This is a genomic window from Halomonas litopenaei, assembly GCF_017303055.1.
GTDB lineage: Bacteria > Pseudomonadota > Gammaproteobacteria > Pseudomonadales > Halomonadaceae > Halomonas > Halomonas litopenaei_A.
In genome coordinates this window covers 796,320-814,548 of record NZ_JAEKJT010000001.1, presented here as the reverse complement: position 1 = coordinate 814,548, position 18,229 = coordinate 796,320, and the positions used below count along the sequence as shown (strand labels likewise).

At 61.5% G+C, this 18,229-nt stretch carries 18 protein-coding genes; 5 read left to right on the top strand and 13 right to left on the bottom strand.

Annotated features, from left to right (window positions below; all coding sequences use genetic code 11):
• Positions 1-69: 69 nt before the first annotated feature.
• The 3 genes from tusB (at position 70) to JF545_RS03475 (ending at position 1,457) form a co-directional block, all read left to right on the top strand.
• Positions 70-360: a sulfurtransferase complex subunit TusB gene (gene tusB / locus JF545_RS03485; protein ID WP_206938895.1), complete on the top strand. Its 291-nt coding sequence runs from the start codon at positions 70-72 to the stop codon at positions 358-360.
• A gap of 153 nt (positions 361-513) precedes the next feature.
• A complete protein-coding gene (locus JF545_RS03480; RefSeq protein ID WP_206938885.1) occupies positions 514-867 on the top strand; it encodes a TusE/DsrC/DsvC family sulfur relay protein in 354 nt (117 codons plus the stop codon).
• Positions 868-875: 8 nt separating this feature from the next.
• Complete coding sequence (locus JF545_RS03475; protein ID WP_206938884.1) at positions 876-1,457, top strand: ACP phosphodiesterase; 582 nt, start codon at positions 876-878, stop codon at positions 1,455-1,457.
• Here the strand turns inward: JF545_RS03475 and JF545_RS03470 are convergent.
• The 11 genes from JF545_RS03470 to JF545_RS03420 all read right to left on the bottom strand — a co-directional run bounded on the left by JF545_RS03470 (position 1,452) and on the right by JF545_RS03420 (position 12,337).
• Positions 1,452-2,675 carry a molybdopterin molybdotransferase MoeA gene (locus JF545_RS03470; protein WP_206938883.1) on the bottom strand — a complete coding sequence of 408 codons (1,224 nt, stop codon included), beginning with the start codon at positions 2,673-2,675 and terminating at the stop codon, positions 1,452-1,454. The two genes, JF545_RS03475 and JF545_RS03470, sit on opposite strands and share 6 nt — an antisense overlap.
• A complete protein-coding gene (moaB, locus tag JF545_RS03465) occupies positions 2,665-3,192 on the bottom strand; it encodes a molybdenum cofactor biosynthesis protein B (RefSeq protein ID WP_206938882.1) in 528 nt (175 codons plus the stop codon). Before moaB ends, JF545_RS03470 begins: the two co-directional genes overlap by 11 nt.
• A complete protein-coding gene (locus tag JF545_RS03460; RefSeq protein WP_206938875.1) occupies positions 3,189-3,530 on the bottom strand; it encodes a DUF1244 domain-containing protein in 342 nt (113 codons plus the stop codon). The genes moaB and JF545_RS03460 overlap by 4 nt, the downstream gene beginning before the upstream one ends.
• 159 nt (positions 3,531-3,689) lie before the next feature.
• Positions 3,690-4,775: a formate dehydrogenase subunit gamma gene (locus tag JF545_RS03455; protein WP_206938873.1), complete on the bottom strand. Its 1,086-nt coding sequence runs from the start codon at positions 4,773-4,775 to the stop codon at positions 3,690-3,692.
• Positions 4,776-4,784: 9 nt separating this feature from the next.
• Positions 4,785-5,408 carry a formate dehydrogenase FDH3 subunit beta gene (fdh3B, locus tag JF545_RS03450; protein ID WP_206938871.1) on the bottom strand — a complete coding sequence of 208 codons (624 nt, stop codon included), beginning with the start codon at positions 5,406-5,408 and terminating at the stop codon, positions 4,785-4,787.
• 73 nt (positions 5,409-5,481) lie between these two features.
• Complete coding sequence (locus JF545_RS03445; protein WP_206938869.1) at positions 5,482-8,337, bottom strand: formate dehydrogenase subunit alpha; 2,856 nt, start codon at positions 8,335-8,337, stop codon at positions 5,482-5,484.
• Positions 8,338-8,355: 18 nt separating this feature from the next.
• Positions 8,356-8,574, bottom strand: a complete 219-nt coding sequence (locus JF545_RS03440; protein ID WP_206938867.1) for a twin-arginine translocation signal domain-containing protein — start codon at positions 8,572-8,574, stop codon at positions 8,356-8,358.
• On the bottom strand, positions 8,571-9,251 hold the full coding sequence (locus tag JF545_RS03435; protein WP_206938850.1) for a TorD/DmsD family molecular chaperone: 681 nt from the start codon (positions 9,249-9,251) through the stop codon (positions 8,571-8,573). The genes JF545_RS03440 and JF545_RS03435 overlap by 4 nt, the downstream gene beginning before the upstream one ends.
• Positions 9,248-10,987 (bottom strand): 4Fe-4S binding protein, encoded by a 1,740-nt coding sequence (locus JF545_RS03430; RefSeq protein WP_206938839.1) that lies wholly within the window; start codon positions 10,985-10,987, stop codon positions 9,248-9,250. The genes JF545_RS03435 and JF545_RS03430 overlap by 4 nt, the downstream gene beginning before the upstream one ends.
• A gap of 130 nt (positions 10,988-11,117) precedes the next feature.
• Positions 11,118-11,909, bottom strand: coding sequence for a DUF3306 domain-containing protein (locus tag JF545_RS03425; RefSeq protein WP_206938838.1), 792 nt, complete (start codon positions 11,907-11,909; stop codon positions 11,118-11,120).
• Positions 11,906-12,337, bottom strand: coding sequence for a DUF3305 domain-containing protein (locus JF545_RS03420; protein WP_242520581.1), 432 nt, complete (start codon positions 12,335-12,337; stop codon positions 11,906-11,908). Before JF545_RS03420 ends, JF545_RS03425 begins: the two co-directional genes overlap by 4 nt.
• Before the next feature lie 148 nt (positions 12,338-12,485).
• Here JF545_RS03420 and JF545_RS03415 point away from each other — a divergent pair, with 148 nt between their 5' ends.
• Positions 12,486-13,358: a formate dehydrogenase accessory sulfurtransferase FdhD gene (locus tag JF545_RS03415; RefSeq protein WP_206938836.1), complete on the top strand. Its 873-nt coding sequence runs from the start codon at positions 12,486-12,488 to the stop codon at positions 13,356-13,358.
• Between the two features lie 122 nt (positions 13,359-13,480).
• On the opposite strand, the gene JF545_RS03410 is transcribed toward JF545_RS03415, so the two are convergent.
• Together JF545_RS03410 and JF545_RS03405 are read right to left on the bottom strand one after the other, a co-directional pair.
• Positions 13,481-14,119: a helix-turn-helix domain-containing protein gene (locus JF545_RS03410; RefSeq protein WP_206938834.1), complete on the bottom strand. Its 639-nt coding sequence runs from the start codon at positions 14,117-14,119 to the stop codon at positions 13,481-13,483.
• A 145-nt stretch (positions 14,120-14,264) separates the two neighbouring features.
• Positions 14,265-15,212, bottom strand: a complete 948-nt coding sequence (locus JF545_RS03405; RefSeq protein ID WP_206938832.1) for a histone deacetylase family protein — start codon at positions 15,210-15,212, stop codon at positions 14,265-14,267.
• Between the two features lie 213 nt (positions 15,213-15,425).
• Between JF545_RS03405 and JF545_RS03400 the strand changes: the two genes are divergently transcribed.
• Positions 15,426-18,173 carry a GNAT family N-acetyltransferase gene (locus tag JF545_RS03400; RefSeq protein ID WP_206938831.1) on the top strand — a complete coding sequence of 916 codons (2,748 nt, stop codon included), beginning with the start codon at positions 15,426-15,428 and terminating at the stop codon, positions 18,171-18,173.
• Positions 18,174-18,229 lie beyond the last annotated feature (56 nt).

Below are 18,229 nucleotides of genomic sequence, written 5' to 3'. Positions count from 1 at the left end.
TCTATTGTGCACCCATCGACTTCACCCATCTATTGCACCATTGCCATTTGTCGCCCCTGTGGAGCAAGAATGATTCTGCATACCCTCAATCGCTCGCCGCTAGATTCGTCAGTCTACCTTCAGGCGTTGGCCGCCATGACCGAGGCGGATTGCCTGTTGCTCATAGAGGATGGTGTCCTGGGGTGCCTGCCAGCCCAGGCTGGGCGCTGGCCTCAGCTCACTGGCAGACTGTTCGCGCTGCGAGAAGATCTGGCGTCGCGAGGTCTCGTCGATGCCTGTTCCGATAGCATCACCGTCATTGATATCCAGGAGTTTGTCGCCTTGACGGAGCAGGCCACCAAGGTGGTGAGCTGGTACTGAGTCAGTAAGTCTGGTGATAGCCAGCTGCCATCCCTGGCGATTCGCGGGGTTTATGCTCGCTGTCAGTGCCCCCACCTATTGTTATCTAGCGCCATGCAGGCATGGCGTTCAGTATTCACCGTCATCAGCGTCGTCCAGCAGGAGAGCGTCATCATGGCAACGACACAGACCGCTGAGGAGCTCAACCTTGGCACGGGCACCATCGGACTCGATCCCGAGGGCTACCTTGTTGATCTTAACGACTGGACTCCTGAAGTCGCCGAGGCGCTGGCAGGGCGGGAGGGCCTGGTGCTTACCGAGGAGCATTGGGAGATCCTCCACGTGCTGCGCGAGTTCTACGGGCGCTACGAGCAGTCGCCAGCCATGCGCCCGCTGGTAAAGGCGGTGGGCAAGGCCCTTGGCCAGGACAAGGCTAGCTCGATCTATCTCATGCGGTTATTTCCGGGCAGTCCGCCGAAGCTAGGTGCCCGCCTTGCTGGATTGCCTAAACCGACCAATTGCCTCTAGGCTCGGCTGTGAATTTCCTGGCTCATGGCTGGCTGGCCCGCGAGGGCAGTGACGGCTTTCTGCTCGGCAACTTGATTGCCGACGGCGTCAAGGGGACCGACCTGTCTGCGTGGCCAGCACCAGTCGCGGAAGGCGTGCTCCATCATCGCCAGGTTGATGCCTTTGTCGATCATCACCCCCGAGTCGCTGCCGCAAGGGCTCGTGCGCCAGCAGATGGGCGTCGCGTTGCCGGTATTGCGCTGGACATGATGTGGGACCACTTTCTCGCTGATGAGCTGAGCGGCGATCAGTGGCGCGAGCGAGACGAGCTGATTGATCGCTGCTACAGACTGTTCGAGCGGCATGGTGCGCCGCAGCGGCTGGCCCAGATGGTGCCCGTGATGGTGCGTGAGGACTGGTTGCGGCGCTATTCCAGCCTGGCGTTCACCACCCGCGCGATTGCCGGCATCGGTACGCGTTTATCGGGTCCCAATCGGCTGGCGGAACTGGTGCCGCACCTGGAGCAGGATTACGACGTCCTGCGGGAAGACTTCGCCATCCTGTGGCGGGATACCCGTCGCCACTGGGAAGTCTCCCCACGTCTCTCATGACGTTCGTAGCCACAGGCACTCGACAGCATCTCCAGGGCTTATCTCGGTGTGCGGTGGAATGACGGCCAAGGCGTCGGCATTGATGCAGGAAGATAGAACGCCTGAGTTCTGGTCGTCGAAGGCTTTCGCCGCAATGCCAGTCTGACGGAAGTCGAGGGAAACCCTCATGTAGTGCTGGCGTGGCCCCGTGCTGGTGCTGAAATCGCTTTGTGCCCAAAGGCGCGGTAGCTCAGCCATTTGCTGGCAACCCTGCATGCTGCCGAGCAGTGGGCGCAAGAATAGCCAGGCACCGACGTAGCTGGAGACTGGATTGCCAGGCAGACCTACAAAGCGTGTCGCATGTCCTGTTGCATTCGGCAACTGGCCCAACGCCAGGGGTTTGCCAGGGCGAATGGCGAGGCGCCATAGATCCAGGTGACCCAGCTGTTCCAGGGCTGCCTTGACATGGTCTTCCTCGCCTACGCTGACCCCACCCGTAGACACCACCAGATCGGCCATCGCGGCAGCTTCAGACAGACAAGCGCGAGTACCCTCGGCAGTGTCTGGCACGCTGCGGGTCAGTACCACCTCGGCACCGAACCGCTGCAGCAAGCTGAGTAGCATGGCACGATTGGAGTTGTAGATCTGACCGGGGGCTAGCGTCTTGCCCGGGTCAATGATCTCGTCACCGGTCGACAGCAGGGCGACACGGGGTCGGCGGTGGACAGCCACCTCGACGATGCCTTGGCCTGCCAGGTGCCCCAGGGCAGCGGCATCCAGGCGCGTGCCCGCCGCCAGCAGGGTATCGCCACTGGTGACATCACGCCCTTGCCTGCGCACGTTGTCGCCGGCAGGAATCGTCGCTGGCATGATCGCGATATTGCCGTCACGCTCCACCTTTTCCTGCATCACGATGCAGTCCGCGCCCTGTGGCAGCACGCCACCGGTAAAGATGCGTGCACAGGTGCCTCGTTCAAGCTTCGCCGTGGGCGATCCTGCCGCCATCCTCAGCGCCACGGGTAGACGCCGGCCGGCATCCTCATGATGCAGGGCATAGCCGTCCATGGCGCTGTTGTCGAAAGGCGGTACGTCCAGCACGGCCTTGACGTCCCTGGCCAGCACTCGGCCGTCGGCGACGTCGCAGCTGACGGTCTCCTCGGGGAGGGCCTTTACGCCCTCCAGCAGGGTGTCCAGGGCGTCCTGCATCGGTGCCAGCCTGCTCGACGGCTCAATGGTCATGCTGTCCGCGCTCCGCAATCACGAGATTGGCAAAATTGCAGGGCTTGTGGCGACTGTCCAGCTGTTCGGCAAGGATGCCATCCCAGGCGGTGCGGCAAGCCCCTGTAGAACCAGGGAGGCAGAAAATGACCGTGCGATTGGCCATGCCGCCCAGGCAGCGGCTCTGGACGGTAGAACTTCCAATCTCCTGCCAGGACAGCTGGCGGAAGAGTTCGCCGAAGCCTTCAATTCGCTTGTCGAGCAGCACACTGACGGCTTCTGGCGTCGAATCACGGCCGGTAAACCCGGTGCCGCCCGTGGTCAGCACCACTTGAACCTCCGGGTCCGCGATCCACTGGGACAGCACCGCACGAATACGATAGATATCGTCGATGACGATCTGCTTGTCGGCCAGCTGGTGACCGGCATCTTCCAGGCGCTGGACCAATGCCTGTCCACTGCGATCGGTCGCTTCATCTCGGCTATCGGAGACGGTGAGGACGGCGATCTTCAATCCGATCATGGCATCGTGGCTCATGAGCTCGGGCTCTCCTTGCTCTGCTGCTTGTCACGCTTGGTCTGCTGGCGTGCCTCGAAGGCGGCCATCTGCTCTGGCGTGGCCTTTGCCTGGTAGAGTTCCTTCCATTCGCTGTAGGGCATCCCGTAGACGTACTCGCGGGCGCTTTCATAGTCGATGGTTTCACCGCGCTCATCGGCGGCTGCTACCAGCCACTTGGAAAGGCAGTTGCGACAGAAGTCTGCCAGGATCATCAGATCGATGTTCTGGACGTCCTTGTTGTCATCAAGGTGCTTCAGGAGACGACGGAAGGCTGCCGCTTCCACTTCAGTGCGCGTGTGTTCATCGAGATGTTGCATGAGGTTCTCCAGAAAATATGTCGAGCACAAAGCCGGATGCCATGATGGTAACGCCAAGCCCGCCCGCAAGAAACACGTCGCCCCGAACATGAGTCGGGGCGACGTGTGAAGCGATGTGCAGCTTTGACCGTCACTGCGATGGACAATAGCCCTTGATGATCACGAGGGTGAGGACGAGGAGGGGGTGCTGTCGGCCTGATCGTCGTGGGGCTGTGCCGCTGGTGCTTCACCGGCCTGATCCTTGACCTCCTCGTACCACAAGTTGTGGTGCTGCTTGGCCCATGTCTCGTCGACGTATCCCGTTGTCATGCCTTCCAACGCACCTTCTGTGCCGAGGGTGCCAATGTAGATATGGCCGAAGGAAACGGCGGTCAGAATCAGTGCACCTACGGCGTGAATGATGTTGGCCCACTGCATCGTGTCGCGGCTCTGATCGAAGTTCGGGAAGTCCAGCACCAGTCCGCTGGCAAAGACCACCATGCCCGCCGTCGCCAGCATCCAGAACCACGCCTTCTCCCCGCCATTGGCGAAGCCCGCATCCGGATGCTTGTCCCCGATCATGCCGCCCCCCTGCTTGAACCACTCGATATCATGGCGCTTGATCCAGTTGTGCTTCAGGAATTTCGCCAGCACGAAGATCAGCAGGATGCCGAAGAAGGGGCCGATATAGTTGTGCAGGAACTTGGTGCCACTGATCATGGCCGCCCATACCGCATCCCCGAACAAGGGCTTGAACACAAACTTGCCATACAGAATGTTGAGCCCGGTCAGCGCTAGAATCAGGAACAGGGTGGCCAAGGTCCAATGCAGTGCTCGGCTTAAGACCGACCAGCGCAACAGCTTGCGACCGGTGCGCGGTTCATCGAGCTGGCTGCGCCCCACGATCAGATAGAAGATCGTGATCATGACCAGCATACCGCCCACCGCCACCAGCCCGAATGGCGATACCCATTTGTTGCGCCATTGACGCCAGGTCTCACCACTCTGGTTGATCAGGCTGTAGGTGGAATCATGGCGAGTATCGATGAAGGACTCACCATCCTTCACCTGTCGCCAGGTATCTGCGTCAGCGGCGGGCACGGCGACCGCAATCTCCGCATTGGGGTCGGCAGCCAGTGCAGCGCTACCAAAGGCCAGGGCGACCAGCAGGAGTAAACCGGGCAGGGCTATTCCTGGAAGGGCTATCGCCAGCCGTGGCAAGCGAAACCCCTGGCCCAGCCAGCTCAAGACATCACGCATGTTCATGGGGCCTCCTCACTGGTCTTGAGTCGCATCGTAGGCCATTGCGTCGATCGCCGAGGGCGACCCGTTGCCGATAGCGGACCAGGCGCCGTCCTTGTGGCCGCGACGGACGACCCGCTCGCGGAAGATATCCGCTACGGTCTGGGCATCACCGGCCAGCAGAGCCTTGGTAGAGCACATTTCAGCGCACAGCGGCAGCTTGCCTTCCGCAATACGGTTGGCGCCGTACTTCTCGTACTCTTCTTCCGGGCTGTCCGCGGGACCACCAGCGCAGAACGTGCATTTGTCCATCTTGCCGCGTTCGCCGAAGGCATCCTGCTGAGGGAACTGGGGGGCGCCGAAAGGACAGGCGTAAAGGCAATAGCCGCAGCCGATGCACAGGTCCTTGTCGTGCAGGACGATGCCGTCATCTGTCTTGTAGAAGCAGTCGGTGGGGCAGACGGCCATGCAGGGGGCGTCATCGCAGTGCATGCAGGCCACCGAGATGGAGACTTCGGAGGGTTCACCATCATTCAGGGTGACCACGCGCCGGCGCTGGATTCCCCACTCGACCTCGTTGGCATTCTTGCAGGCGGTAACGCAGCCGTTGCACTCGATGCAGCGCTCTGCGTCACACATGAATTTCATTTGGGCCATCTTGCAACTCCTGGTTTCCCGGAGGTCGGGACGGGCTGTTCACCGGTCCCGATCTCTTGTTCGATTCGACGGTTCAGCTCGCGAGCTCGATACGACACAGCGTGCACTTGGTTTCCTGCATCTGGGTCACCGAGTCATAGCCGTATGTCGTTGCCGTATTCACCGCCTCGCCGATCACGTAGGGGACCGTGCCTTCCGGGTAGCGGTCGGCCAGACTTTCTCCCTGGAACACGCCACCGAAGTGGAACGGCATGAAGACCACTTCCCTGGCCACCCGCGGCGTGACCATGGCTTTGACCTTGATGCGTCCACCTTCTGCACCTTCGACCCAGACCATGTTGCCGTCCTGGATGCCCAGGTCATTGGCCAGGGCAGGGTTGATCTCGACGAACATCTCCTGTTGCAACTCGGCCAGCCACGACATCGAGCGGGTTTCCTCGCCGCCACCTTCGTATTCGACCAGACGTCCAGACGTCATGATGATGGGGTACTTCTGACTGGCGTCGTTTTCCTGAATGCTCTGGTAGAGCGTCGGCAGGCGATAATGGGAGGCCACGTCCTCCCAGGTGGGATAGTCCTTGACCAGGTCACGTCGCGAGGTATAGAGCGGTTCACGATGCTTGGGAATCGGGTCGGGGAAGGTCCACACATTGCAGCGCGCCTTGGCATTGCCGAAGGGGGCGCACTCGTGGGCGATAGCCACACGCTGGATGCCGCCGGACAGATCCGTCTTCCAGTTCCTGCCCTCTGCAGCCTGCTTTTCCTCCGGGGTCAGCTCGTCCCACCAGCCCAGGTCCTTGAGCATGTCGGCACTGAATTCAGGATAGCCATCCTCGAGATCAGACTCGGCGCTGAAGGAGTTGTCCGCCAGAATAGGGGTGCCTTCATGCTCGATACCGAAGCGAGCACGGAAGGTCAGCCCCCCCTGGGATACCGGCTTGCTGGTGTCATACAGAATCGGAGTGCCTGGATGGCCAAGTTCTGGCGTGCCCCAGCACGGCCAGGGCAGGCCGTAGTAATCGCCGTCAGCCGGCCCACCTTCGGCACGCAAGTCACGGAAACTGAAGGTGTGCCAGTTCTGCTGGTGGGCCTTCAGCCGCTCTGGGCTTTGGCCGGTATAGCCGACGGTCCACATCCCGCGGTTGAATTCTCGGGTGATGTCCTCGATCAGTGGCTCATCGCCATTGACCTGGATGTTCTTGAACAGCTTGTCGGCAAAGCCAAGACGTTGGCTAAGCAGATACATGATGGCGTGGTCGGGCTTGGCTTCGAACGCGGGTTCCACCACACGGTCACGCCACTGCACAGAGCGGTTGGTGGCCGTCACGCTACCGTAGCTTTCGAACTGGGTGGCGGCCGGCAGCAGATAGACGCCGTCGGTGCGGTCATGCATGACGCCAGCCACAGTCGGATAAGGATCGACGATGACCATCATCTCCAGCTTCTGCATGGCCTTCTGCATCTCGGTGCCACGCGTCTGGGAGTTGACGGCATGTCCCCAGTAGAACATCGCCTTGAGGCTTGTGCGCTGCGAAATATCAGCATCGTCCTCAAGCACGCCATCAATCCAGCGAGACACCGTGATCCCGCTGGAATTCATCGGGTAGCCGTCGGCGTACTCGGTCTGGTCGAAACGGCTCTTGAGCCACTCGTAGTCCAGCCCCCAGATCTGGGCCCAGTGTTGCCACGCGCCCTCGGCGAGACCGTAGTAGCCGGGCAGCGAGTGGGACATCAGTCCCAGGTCGGTAGCGCCCTGAACATTGTCATGGCCACGGAAAATGTTTGCACCACCACCTGACTTGCCGATATTGCCCAGGGCGAGCTCGAGAATGCAGTAGGCGCGAGTATTGTTGTTGCCGGTGGTGTGCTGGGTGCCTCCCATGCACCAGACGATGCAACCCGGGCGGTTGTCAGCCAATGTCCTTGCGGTATCCCGCATGACATTTTCGGGCACGCCGGTGATTCGCTCTACCTCGCTGGGCGGGAAGTTGGCCACTTCATTGCGCACCTCGTCCATGGCATAGACGCGCTGCTCAATGTACTGACGGTCTTCCCAGCCGTTTTCGAAGATATGCCACAGCAGTCCCCAGATAAAGGCCACGTCAGAGCCGGGACGAATCCGCACGTAGTGATCGGCCTTCGCTGCGGTGCGGGTGAAGCGAGGATCCACCACAATGATTTCGGCCTGGCTGCGCTCCTTGGCGAGCAGCACGTGCTGCATGGCCACGGGATGCGCTTCACTGGGATTGGAGCCGATGAACAGGATCGAACGACTGTTCTGGAGGTCATTGAGCGAGTTGGTCATCGCCCCGTAGCCCCAGGTATTGGCAACGCCCGCCACCGTCGTGGAGTGGCAGATACGGGCCTGGTGATCGGTGTTGTTGGTGCCCGCCAGCGCCGCAAACTTGCGCATCAAGTAGGCTTGTTCATTGCTGAACTTTGCAGATCCCAGCCAGTAGATGCTATCTGGCCCATGCTGATCCGTCAGTTCCAGCACCTTGGCGCCGATCTCGTCGATGGCCTCATCCCAGGACAGCCGCTGCCATTCGCCGGCGACCAGTTTCATGGGGTATTTCAGGCGTCGCGTCGAGTGGCCATGCTGACGCAACGAGGCACCCTTGGCGCAGTGGGCGCCGCGATTGATCGGATGGTCGAAGGCCGGTTCCTGGTGGGTCCAGACGCCTTCCTGAACCTCTGCATAGACGCCGCAGCCGACGGAGCAGTGTGAACATATCGTCCGGCGTGTCTCTACCGGTGCGTCGCTGTACGGGGTTTTCTCGGCGGCTTCGGAGCGACGCATCATCGGGCTGCCAAGTAGACCGAGGCCGGCAACACCGCCGGTGGCGGCTCCGCTGCGCTTGAGGAACTGTCGCCGCGAGATACCCAGCCCGGATGCCTTGGGAGTGTGAGAGGTGCGTGTCAGACGCATAGCAGGATCTCCTGGGTATCAGTCGCGTAGAGAGTCATAGAAAGCACGCACGTGCTCTGTCTCCCGGTAATTGCCGGAAGACGCTGGGTCACGCTTGGCCGATGAGGCGTCGGCGTTGTCCTCTGCTGTCGCCTGAGCCGTCTGGCTGACCACGACCGCTGCCCCGGCAGCGGCAATCGTGCCCCCGCCAAGCACCTTCAGGAAGCGACGTCGTTGTGTATCGGGGGTAGCACTCATGCTTGATCTCCTGCTCCTTGGGGCTGGCGACGAACGTCTGGTGTTGCCATGCCGAGGGTCTGGGATGAGGGGTGGGGCGTAGCCTGCAACTGACTGCCTTCGCGTTCGAAGAAGAGTGACGCCAGCGCGCCGATGGCGGCATAGAAGGGCGATGCCACGGCGGCGAGATCCCGTGCACAGTCAGTGGCCCAGGGCGCCAGGTGGCGATGGAAGAAACCGGCCTCGTGGGGATGGCTTTCCGCCACCAGCATGGCCATGACTTCGCACAGGGCGGCCAGGTGGTCCTCGGGCTCACTCACGTCGGGAGAACGTTCCAGGTTAAGCGTGCGCAGCTCCTGGCGCAGGGCGACCAATGGCGCTTCCATCAAGCCGCCTTCACGATAGTAGGAGGCGTAAGGCAGCACATCGCCCTGGATGACGCCGACCAGGTGAACGAAGTGAGCGCGTTTCAGCCCTTCGCTGGTACTGTCCGCGGCGGCATTCGCCAGGCGCTGCCAGGCCTGGGCGAAACGTATGTCGTCTGTCGATGTCTCGAGAGAAGCCAGCCATTCACGCAGTGCGTTGTCGGGTGGCGTTCTCAGCAAGGCGGCGAGCAGGGCATAGATGTCCGCTCTGAGGGCCCGGGCCTCATCGTCCTGCCCGGGCGAGATATCGGTGGGCGAGTGTTGAGCCGTCATACCTTGAGCTGAGCCTCCGGGTTGGTCGCCATCTCCTGCCATACATCCTTGACGCGGCAGTCCTGACACATCTCCAGACGGCGTGCCTGATCACCGCTGAAGTACGGATGCTGGGCGAGCTTTTGCTGAATGGCCTCGATGGTGCCGCGATTGGCGAACGCGGTGCCGCAGGAGATGCAGTGAAAGGGGCTGTCTTCGTGGCACACGCGCCAGTCCGCTCGCGCTGAGCTGGCGAAGAATCCGGGCTGCAGCGTGATGGCAGATTCAGGACAGCTCTTTGCGCATAGACCGCACTGCACACAGTCGGCCTCACGAAAGTCGAGCCTAGGTGTGTCCCCGCCCGCGGCGAGCGCGTCCGTGGGACAGCTGGCGACGCAGCCCATGCACAGGGTGCAGGCATCGCTATTGACGTCGATGCCCCCGAAAGGGCTGCCGCCTGGCATGCTGTGTCGCTGGCCATCCTGCTCGCCATGGAGCGCCAGGTGCTCCAGCACTCGGTTGAGGCGTCGGCGCTTGCCCTGCTCGTCATCGCCGTCACTGTCGGCGTCGTCGTCAAGGCGGCTCAGGCGGGTGGGCAATCCCGCATGGCGGGGCAAAGCATCGCTGCTGAGCGGGTCGCTGGCGGCAAAACGCTGGAGTCGCTGTTCAGAATGTCCAAGTGCCGCGAGCAGTCCGCGAGCCTGAGCCAGCTGATCCTCCAGATGAGCGGCGAGGCGCGGCGGCATGGAGGGGTAGTCGACAATGCGGACTTCACACGCTCCCGCGGCGATCAGCGATAGCCAGTGGTCAGCACCGGCGGCGCCAAGATCTTCCAGGGCCACGTCGATCACGTGAGGCGCGTCAGGTTGTTGATGGTCGGTGTAGTCGGCCTGGACGAAGCGCACGACCGGCGACGTGCCGCCAGCGTTGTGATACCCATCGAGCCACGCCAGCAAGGTGTCCTGCTGACGTAGGCTGTGAGGCTGGCGAAACTCGATGGCTCCGGTGGGGCATGCGCTGGAACAGCTACCTACGCCCTGGCACAGCTGAGGGTCAATCTCGATGTGCGCGCCAATCCTTCCAGGAACACTGTGGATAGCATCGGCTGGGCAAACCTCCAGGCAGCGAGTACAGCCTTCAAAGCCACGTGTGGAGTGGGCGCAGCGATCGTTATGAATCTGGAAGTAGCGAGGCTTCTCGAAGTCCCCAACCCAGTCAGCCAGACCATCAATGAGGGTGTCGCGCTGCTCCCCCGCAACAGGGGCGTGAAAGTAGCCGGGAGGAGGAAGCTCTCGAGGCAGGCTGGGCTCTGCACATAGGTCGATGACCAGGTCGTGGCCGTCACGTTCCAGTAGCGCCTTGGCCAGGTTGATAGGCCCATCGGGCGTCGGCAGCCACAACCTGAAGTTGCCCAGGTAGCCCTCGAGGTGCAGGTCCGCAGGGTGTTTGCCCAGCAGTGGTTGCACGAAGACGCGCAGATCGGCATGGGCACGCAGATCAGCATGGGTCGTGAGCGCTTGATGTCCGGCGTCGGTGACGACCAGCGTCAGGCTGGCCAGGGATGATGCGTCTCCCTGGCGGTCCAGCAGGGCGGTCAGGGCACGGCTGTCACCGATGGCCAGCACATGGCCATGACTCTGATAGCCGACGGAGGAGGCTGCCAGGTTGACTGGCCATGAGCTGGCGGCAAGTGCGCGCTCACGGGCTTTCCGGTTGACCTCCTGGTCTACCGGTATCGTCGCAATTCTTTGGTTCATGCTGTTCCACGGTCGAGAACGTATTGGTCGTTATCATTTTTTTCTTATGTGTCTAGGACTCAGTGTGAGCGGTCAATCTCAAATTCGCCAACCGCCCTTGGTCGAAGACGTGGGCCAAACGTTGATGAGGTCAGGGTTGAGATGTATCTCCCGAGAGGTCCCGGTCGTCGCCCCTCGCTGTGTCTTCGCTGAGCGTCTCGCAGTGAGACTTACTGCATGCTGAGGTAGACTCCTCCCGGCCTGTGCGTGGGCGAGAAGGAGTGGCACCACCCTCGTTGGTAGCTTGGTCCTGCGCATGCCCAGCGGCGTCTTTCTCGGCGATGCCGTGGTCAAAAGCCTGCTGGTCGCCAGCCTCTTGATCAGCACTGTCTTGATCAACACTGTCGGCATCGGCATCGAGAGTCCGATCGTCAGTCGCGTCGTCGACGTTATCCCACCAGCGGCGCAAGCGCTGGGCGGTTTCCTTGGCCAGCGGTGTCAGGCGCTGTCGGAAGTCATCGTCGTAGTCGTCCAGACCGTCGCGAATGCCGTAGCGCTCGGCACTGAAAAGCTGCCGCAGGGCACGCTGCTTCAAGGCTTTGTCGATGCCAGGCTCAAGATAGGCGCGTATATCACTGCCTGGAACCAACGTCTCTGGATCGGGCAGGGCGGTGGCGTCAGCGCCAGCAGCAGACTCGCTGGCGTCGCCCTCTGCAGCTTTCGTCGGTTGCGCTTGCGCCGGGCTTTGCGCTGGGCTTGGCACAGCGGCGTGCCCGGGAGCGTACATACGATCACTGGGGGCATCTTCCGGCTCGTTGCCAGCCGCAATGCCGGCCGCCGTGCCGGCCCCAATGGTTCGCTGCGTTTCATCCACGGACGCTAAGTGGTCAGGCGCTTCGTGATCATCCAGCTTGCGCTGAGACCAGCGCGACAGGCGGCTCATGCAGTGTTCTCCCGGGCACGGCCTGCGCCCTTGCGCTTCTTCTTGCGCCCCTCTGCCGGCGCTTCGCCATGGGCTGCCAGATAGGCCTCGACCCAGGCCTGCAGGGCCAAGGGCATGGGTGTGGCGAGCACTCGGTGTTCACCGTCCATCCAGTTGGCAGCGACATCCTGGCTCGCGGTGACCGCGTCGGGCTTGGGAGGCAGGTCGCTGTGGCCAGCGCGAACGAACAGGCGTGGGGTCTGGGACTCGAGGTTGAAGCGGTAGGCGGCACGCTCGGTCATGCTCAGCACCAGCGTCAGCACCCAGGGACCGCTGTTTCCGGGTTCAAGGCCGGTGATTTCCCAGTTGCGCTGGCGAAAGCCTTTGACCATACGGTCGTGGTGACCAAGGTCAAGGCTGAGTTGTCGCCTGTTGGACATCTCAGTCATGGTGTATTGTCTCCGTGCGGCATCCTTGCCTCTGGGGAACGACAGTATCAGCGAACGCTCATTCAATGATACCCAACATGCATTATGCCGTTAACAGGCATTTGATTCACGCCCTTACGATGGCTGCCACCTACCTCCAGGAGTCTGCATGTCATTCAGCAAGCCCAGCAGCCAGCATAAGGTCCAGAGAAGCTACGCGCAGTTGCCAGCGACACTCGAGATCGAGGTTGTCGATGAATTTGGTCATCCCCGTCGCCAGGCGATCGCCGCAGAGCGGGCCTTGACGGTGTACCTCAATCGACGGGAGATCGTCACCTTGATGTCCCTTGGTGCCGACCCTGAGGCCTTGGTGGTGGGGTATCTACGCAATCAGGGCTTGATACAGCGGCGTGAGGACCTGGACGCTGTCATGGTGGACTGGGAGGTAGAGGCTGCGGCCGTGGTGACGCGAGAGGAGCCCGACGATCTCGAGCAGCGCCTGGGCCAGCGTACCGTTACCACTGGCTGTGGCCAGGGCACGGTGTTCGGCCGCCTGCTGGATCAGACCTCGATGGCAGCACTGTCGCGTGAGCCGGTACGTCAATCGGTGATCTACGCCTTGCTGGAGGCACTAGGGGCCTATAACGACACCTACCGCAGTGCGGGCGCGGTACATGGCTGTGCGGTGTGCCGCCAGCAGGAGGTGCTGGACTTCGTCGAGGATGTGGGGCGCCACAACGCCGTGGATACTCTGGCCGGGCGTGAGTGGTTAACGCCGGGGGATGGGCAGGTACCCGACATCTTCTACACCACCGGGCGACTGACCTCCGAGATGGTGCTCAAAGTGGCGCAGATGGGCATTTCGATACTGGTATCCCGCTCAGGCGTTACTCAGAAAGGTGTCGAGCTTGCCGAGAGGTTTGGGGTGCTGCTGATTGCCCGCGCCAAGGGGCGCAGACTGCAGATCATCCATGGGCGAGATCGGTTTATCCATGATGCCAAGCCTGATCCCCGGCCGGGGGATCTTCAGCGCCGGCAGTAGGTCGATGTAGGCGGTAGTGAGTAAGAAGCGCTCCTTGACGAGACCTTGGCTCTTTTCACGCATGCCACGATGCTCAAGTCACCACACGGACCAGCAACTAGCGCCTTGGCGCCGACCAGAATTTAACCGCTCACCGCTTCCCGTCGCGTACAGACGGACAGGATCGTGGCGTCTTCCTTGCTGGTAGAGACCAGTGCATGGCCCATGTCGCTGTCAAAGTAGATGCTGTCCCCCTCGGCCAACGCCAGCGGCTCATAAAACTCCGAGTAGAGCAGGACTTCTCCGTCCAGCACCATCAAGAACTCTTCGCCGTCATGACGTACCCACTCGGAAAACTCGTCGAACCGACGCGCCCGCACGATCGTCTTGAACGGGATCATTCGCTTTTGAGCCAGTTCGCAGCTGAGCAGCTCGTGCTCGTAGGTCGGCGTCGGGTGGCGCTGACCATCGCCGCGACGGGTCATATCGCGTCGGCCCATGGTGCGCGACTGCTGGCGTGGGGGTGACAGCAGTTGTGGCAAGTCGATGCCAAGCCCACCGATCAGTTTCTGGACGGCGGTGAAGGTCGGGGATATCTGATCATTTTCGATCTTGGAAAGCGTCGAGCGGGCCAGCCCCGTGCGCTGGCTGACATCTTCCAACGTCCATTGGTTGGCAAGGCGTATTTCCTTGAGCCGCTCACCAAGACGGAGGGGTTCAACGAAGGCCTTGCGGCCGGAGGCAATCTCGAGCGCTGCCTCCTGATCGGTATGTTGCGCCATGGCGGTGTTCACGATAGGAAATCTGATTTCCTTTAGGCTAACACAGCCCCTCCCTGTTTCGCTTCTGCCTGTTTTACCCGTAAGACGCCGCTCTTAAGCCACAGCCCGTAACTTGCAGCCCCGTGAGAGGGAGGGAGGCGCGCCGTCAGGTGGCGGCGGAAGGTGAGTAGGCCAGTCCCAGCAGGGCGCGCATATGGGCTTCAGCGCATCTGCCGAGAGCGATGAGGTCGTAGCCTCCTTCAAGCACTGAGACGACGCGCCCTTCACAATGCTGGCGCGCTATGGCGAGTATGCCCTGGGTAATCCAGTGGTAATCCTGATCGTCCAGGCATAGCTCGGCCATGGGATCGTCGCGATGGGCGTCAAAGCCTGCCGAGATGATCACCAGTTCGGGCTTGAAACGGTCCAGCGCAGGCCACCAGTCACGCTCTATGGTAGCTCGAAACTCAAGACTCTGTGTGCCGGCAGGCAGTGGCGTGTGCACCACATTGGGGTAGGGAGTGTCGAGATACCGCCAGGGATAGAAGGGCGACTGAAAGCTGGTACAGATCAGGGTATCGGGATCATTCTTGAAGATATCGATAGTGCCATTGCACTGGTGCACGTCGAAATCGAGGATGGCGATGCGCTGCACGCCATGGGCCGCTCGGGCGTGGGCCGCACCGACAGCGACGTTGTTGTAGAAGCAGAAACCCATGGCTTCATCGGCTTCGGCGTGGTGTCCTGGCGGACGCACCGCGCAGAACACGTTATCAGCCTTGCCCTTGAGGACCTGGTCCACGCCCTTGACGACCGCCCCAGCCGCAAAGCTTGCTGCCTGCAGGCTGTCGGGGTTCATCAAGGTGTCGGCGTCCAGGTGGGCGTGGCCGGCGTCAGGCAGAGCGGCGTCGAGGCGCGCCAGGTAGGAAGTGCCATGCACGCGCTCAAGCTGTTCCCGGGTGACCTCGCGAGCATCGGCCTGCATGGCATGCTGCAGCACACCTGCACGCATCAGCTGAGCTCTGATGGCATCCAGTCGCAGCGGGCTCTCCGGGTGCTCTGGTCCCATGTCGTGGCGCTGGCACTGCGGATGGGTCAAGTAGGCTGTAATCATGCGAGGCTCCGGCGGTCATGGCGCCACCTTAAGGGTGAGACGGCCTGGGAAGACAGTCACCAATGGTCGAACGCGCCCACCGTGGCGACACCCCTTGACGTGACACCCAAGGGTGGACGCGCGGAGGGCACCGCGCCACACTCCACCACTATTGGCTTGGGTGGCACGCCAGGTGCCACCCATCGGGGTACGATTCGCCCAGGAGGTCTTGCCGTGAGCACCCAGTTTTTGCGCCGTTTTTTCGATCCCGCGTCGATAGCCGTCGTGGGCGCCTCCGAGAAGACGCACTCCACGGGAGGCCAGGTCATTCGCAACCTTCTCGATGGGGGATACACCGGTAAACTCTGGGCGGTCAATGCCAAGGGCTACGCCAGCGTGCATGGGGTCACCTGTGTCGCGCGGACATCGCAGTTACCCGAGATCGTCGATCTGGCCATTCTGTGCACTCCGGTCAATAGCTTGCCGAAGCTGCTTTCCCGCCTTGGCGAAAGTGGCGTTCGGGCTGCGCTGGTGCTGTCCGGAGGCAGCCAACTGGATGATGAGCATAGCGGCAAGTCCTCGCTTCGCCAGCGCATGCTCGATGCCGCCAGGGCCTCCGGTATTCGCGTGCTGGGACCCGAATGCATGGGGCTGATCGTGCCCGGAAGGCACCTCAATGCCTCCTATTCGAGCCACACGGTTCCCAGGGGCAAGGTCGCCTATCTCGGGCAGTCCGGCATGCTGGCCAACGCCATGATCGACTGGGCGGCGGGGCGAGGTATTGGCTTTTCACACTTGCTGACGCTGGGTGAAAGCATCGATGTGATGCTTCCTGACCTGATTGACTACATCAATCAGAATTCGCCGACCCAGGCGATATTGCTGCACCTGGAGCGAGTGCATGATGCCCAGCACTTCATGACTGCCGTGCGAGATGCGTCGCGCAGTCGCCTGGTCCTGGCCATCAAGAGTGGTCGCACGGCGCAAAGTGACATGAGTGGACTGCCACCGACACCGGGTATCACCCATCGCGATCAGGTCTTCGATGCGGCCTTTGCCCGGGCGGGGGTGGTCAGGGTCAACGATTCCGATGAGCTTTATGATGCGCTGGAAACCCTGTCGCGGATGCGCCCTCTCAAAGGGGATCGGCTGGCAATCGTTTCCAATGGGTTAGGCCCGGCCATGCTCGCCATCGACAAGCTGATTAGCTCCGGCGGTCGCCTGGCCGAGTTCGAGGATGATACCCAACGCGCGCTGCGCGAACAGGACCTGGATATCAGCAAGCCAGGTGAAAATCCGGTGGACCTGGGAGGCAATGCCACCCCAGAGCGTTTTGTGGCAGCGTTGGAGGCGGTGGCAGCGGATCCCAACGTCGATGCGGTGCTGGTGGTTCATGCCCCCACGCGCCTGGCGCCCTCCCGGGCCACCGCCGAAGCGCTGATTGGTGGAAGGCGACGTTTCCCGCGCAATCTGCTGACCAGTTGGATGGGCTTCGAACAGGCTGTCGACGCCCGTCATCTCTGTCATGAAGCCGGTATCCCCACTTACCTGTCTCCTGAGAAGGCGGTCAAGGCATTCATGCACATGGTGGACTATCAGAGAGTCCAATCGCTATTGCAGCAGACGCCGCCAAGTCTTCCCATTTCCACTGCGGCAGAGGTGCGCCAGCGCTGTCATCAACTGATCGATCGGGTGCTGGCCGAGGGCAGGGAAAGTCTTGCCCATAGTGAGACGGCCGAGGTGCTCAAGGCCTATGGCCTGCCGGTGGCTAAGAGCCTCTATCCCGACAGCACAGATAACGCGGCGCAATTGTCCCGAGCCATGGAGGGGCCCTTTGCCCTGAAGGTGGTACATGATGGCAACAGTCGGCCATTCCGCTACCGCCAGCATCCTCACAAACTGTCGGCTGGCTTGATTCAGGACATCGCCACACCCGAGGACGTCGCAGCCGCCATGGATCGTCTCAGCGAGAAAGTGTCCGAGAAGTTCCCAGGTTTTCAGGTGCGCGAATTCTGTCTCCAGCCCATGCAGCGGGGCAAACATTCCATGCAGCTGTGTGCCGGGATCACTCGCGACCCGGTGTTCGGCCCACTCATCGTCTTTGGCATCGGCGGTTACAAGGTGAATATCCTGGCCGACCGACAGGTATCGCTGCCGCCGCTCAACATGACCTTGGCGGCCGACATGGTAGGCCGCACCCATGCCTACCGGCTGATTCGTGAGCACTCAAGCGATCCCGAACGTGACACGCAGCGTCTTTGCCAGGTGCTGGTGACGCTGTCGCAGATGGCAACCGACCTGCCCAGGTTGCGGGGGCTAGAGATCAACCCCTTGCTGCTCAACCGTGATGGCATGGTGGCGGTGGATTTCGCCATGGACCTGGGTCAGCCCGCGCGATTTGCGATCATGCCGTATCCGGAGGAGTTGCGAGAATCGGTCACACTACGCAATGGATGGGAAGTGGAGTTTCGCCCCATCCGTGCCGAGGACGCGCCGCTGATCACCGAGTTCCACCGTCAGCTGTCGGAAGAGAGTATTCGCTTTCGCTACTTCCATAACAAGACCGACCTGAGCCAAGGCGACCTGTCACGCCTGGCCCATATCAACTACGACCGCCAGATGGCCTTTATCGCAGAGCGTCTGTGCGAGGATGGCAGCAAGGAAATGTTGGGGGTGGTGCGCGTGTGGAATGACCCCGACAACATTCGCACCGAATTTTCTATCATCATTCGTGATGATCTTCAGGGGCTGGGTATTGGCAGTCGGCTGATGGAGAAGATGATCCGCTACTGCAAGGGTGTCGGTACCCTGGAAATGTTCGGCAAGATCATGATCGACAATCATCCCATGCGGGCACTGATGAAACATCTGGGGTTCCGTCAGCGCTTCAACATGGAGGAGCAGGTGGTGGATGCCGTTCTGCGACTCAACGAGCCCACCAGTGACTGGCAGCGGCACCGCCTGGAACGGCCGGTGGAATGATCACGCCGCCACCGGCGCAGCATCCTTCCATGCGCCGGTGGGCCTGAGTTCTCAAG